The 2,212-nt window shown below is 59.7% G+C and carries 3 protein-coding genes; 2 read left to right on the forward strand and 1 reads right to left on the reverse strand.

The annotated features are described in order from the left end of the window. Both radA and BP858_RS10945 read left to right on the forward strand, forming a co-directional pair. Nucleotides 1-825, forward strand: an 825-nt coding sequence (gene radA, locus BP858_RS10940; RefSeq protein WP_286879496.1) for a DNA repair and recombination protein RadA, incomplete at its 5' end; no start/stop codon positions are given. Beyond that, nucleotides 819-1,523, forward strand: a complete 705-nt coding sequence (locus tag BP858_RS10945; protein ID WP_062261818.1) for a phosphoglycolate phosphatase — start codon at nt 819-821, stop codon at nt 1,521-1,523. The genes radA and BP858_RS10945, both read left to right, overlap by 7 nt. Here the strand turns inward: BP858_RS10945 and BP858_RS10950 are convergent. Further along, nucleotides 1,499-1,756, reverse strand: a complete 258-nt coding sequence (locus BP858_RS10950) for a PRC-barrel domain-containing protein (RefSeq protein ID WP_062261816.1) — start codon at nt 1,754-1,756, stop codon at nt 1,499-1,501. The genes BP858_RS10945 and BP858_RS10950 overlap by 25 nt on opposite strands. Nucleotides 1,757-2,212: the final 456 nt, after the last annotated feature.

Genomic DNA, 2,212 nt, shown 5'->3' on the forward strand with positions numbered 1-2,212 from the left:
AAGAAGGTGATCCTCGCCGCCCGGAAGATGGCGGATATCGGCGGCTTCAAGACGGGCCGGGATATCCTGGATAAGAGAAAAGATGTCAAGAAACTGAAGACGCTGGTCCCCGAGTTCGACGAACTGGTCGGCGGGGGTCTTGAGACCCAGGCAATAACCGAGGTTTACGGGGAGTTTGGGTCAGGGAAGAGCCAGCTTGTCCACCAGATGGCCGTCAACGTCCAGCTCCCCGAGGAGAGCGGTGGGCTGCACGGGAGCGTCATCTACGTTGATACCGAGAACACGTTCCGCCCTGAGCGTATCGAGCAGATGGTCGGCGGGCTCCCGGAGGATGTGGACCTCGGAGAACTCGAGGAGATCCTCGAACGGATCCATGTCGCCCGGGCACACAGTTCCGACCACCAGATGCTGCTCCTCGATACCGCACGCGAGCTTGCAAACGATCTGCGCAACTCCGAATACCCGGTCAGGCTCTTCGTCATCGACTCGTTGACGTCCCTCTTCCGTTCGGAGTACGCGGGGCGCGGCACCCTTGCTGCGCGGCAGCAGAAACTGAACCGCCACATGCACGACCTCCTGAAACTGATCGACGACCACAACGCCGTCGGTCTCGTGACCAACCAGGTCATGTCGAACCCGGCCGTCCTCTTCGGCGACCCCACAAAGCCGATCGGCGGCAACATCGTCGGCCACACCGCAACCTTCCGGCTCTACCTCCGCAAGAGCAAGGGCGGGAAGAGGGTCGCGCGCCTGGTGGACAGCCCGAACCTCCCCGAGGGTGAGGCGGCGTTCATGGTCGAACAGGCAGGGCTCAAGCAGTGCTGAAGGCGCTCGTAACCGACGTCGACGGCACCATCACCGACCGGCGTCGGCGCATCAACACAGACGCCATCGAGACTCTCCGGACGCTTATCGACGCCGAGATCGAGGTGGTGCTTGCAAGCGGCAACACCGTCTGCTTCATGGACGGGCTCTGCAAGATGGTCGGGACGGACGGGACCATCATCAGCGAGAACGGCGGCGTCTACCGGAGGGGGTTTGGAGGCACCCTCCACATCCCCGGTGACCAGAAGGTCTGCCTGGAGGCGTTTGAGGTCCTCAGGGACCACTTCGCCGGGGAGGGGGTCAGGCTCGAACTCCTCAGCGCGCAGTACCGGTTTGCCGATGTGGCCTTCGCCCGGAAGATCGACCCCGATGATGTGAGAACAGTCGTCCGTGACCACCATCTCCCCGTCCGGGTGCTGGATACCGGGTTTGCGATCCACCTCCAGGACCCGGGGGTGAGCAAGGGAACGGCGATGCGGGATCTCGCAAGAGAGATGGGGCTTCTCCCGGACGAGATCCTGGCTATCGGGGACTCAGAAAACGATATCGAGATGCTCAAGGCCGCAGGCGTCGGCGTTGCGGTTGCAAATGCCCCGGAACCGACCCGGTCAGCGGCGGACTGGGTACCCCGGGAGTCGTATGGAGACGGGTTTGTAGAAACGGTGAAAAAGTATTATCCCGATCTCTTCATCAGGTAGCGGTCGACGACGATATAATCTTTTATGTCCTTTACTGCCTCAAACGGCACAAACATCCGGTCTCCATCCATCCTGTAACCATCTGTCCTGAACGTGTCGTCAGGTTTGATGATGAGGTCGACAACCTGCCCTGTGTTGAGGTCGACCATGACATTCCTGATGGTCCCGATGAGCATACCGTCATTACTCATCACTCTCTTCCTGGCAAGGCTACGAGAGAAAGTTTTGCTCATAGAGAACGTGGGGCGTTTGTACTATTTAAATTTTATAAATTTCTCAAAATCTCGTAAAAACGGTTTTCTGGAATCTTCCCGGGAGGAGGTTGCCGCCGCCACCTGTGGTCGGGGAGGCGATGGGTGGCGCTCCGGGGCAACTCATAATTCCACACACCTCAGATTGACTCGCGCGGGAGAGCACGAAGGCGTGGAGACTGTGGGATTGCTATCTCCTGCACCGCCCCTTCGTGCCCTTCACGTATTCGCGTACAGCTGGCGATCCGCCCCTCATACCCGCAAAATAAGATGCAGCGGTGCAGTAGTAGGTCGTTTCATCTTATTTTACGGGTTCTGGTGCGGATCACCAGCCTCTTGCGGAAAGCCGCGCGGGAGCATTCGTGGGGCAGAGTAAGAGACTGTACGCAGGAAAGCGACCCATTCCCCGGGCGAGCCCCAGGCAGTGGACCGTGGTGG

The organism is Methanoculleus sp. UBA413, assembly GCF_002502935.1.
Classification (GTDB): domain Archaea; phylum Halobacteriota; class Methanomicrobia; order Methanomicrobiales; family Methanoculleaceae; genus Methanoculleus; species Methanoculleus bourgensis.

What these genes read in the sequence shown, in the direction of transcription:
- BP858_RS10950 (WP_062261816.1), bottom strand. Translation starts at nt 1,756, where the DNA reads ATGAGCAAAACTTTCTCTCGTAGCCTTGCCAGGAAGAGAGTGATGAGT.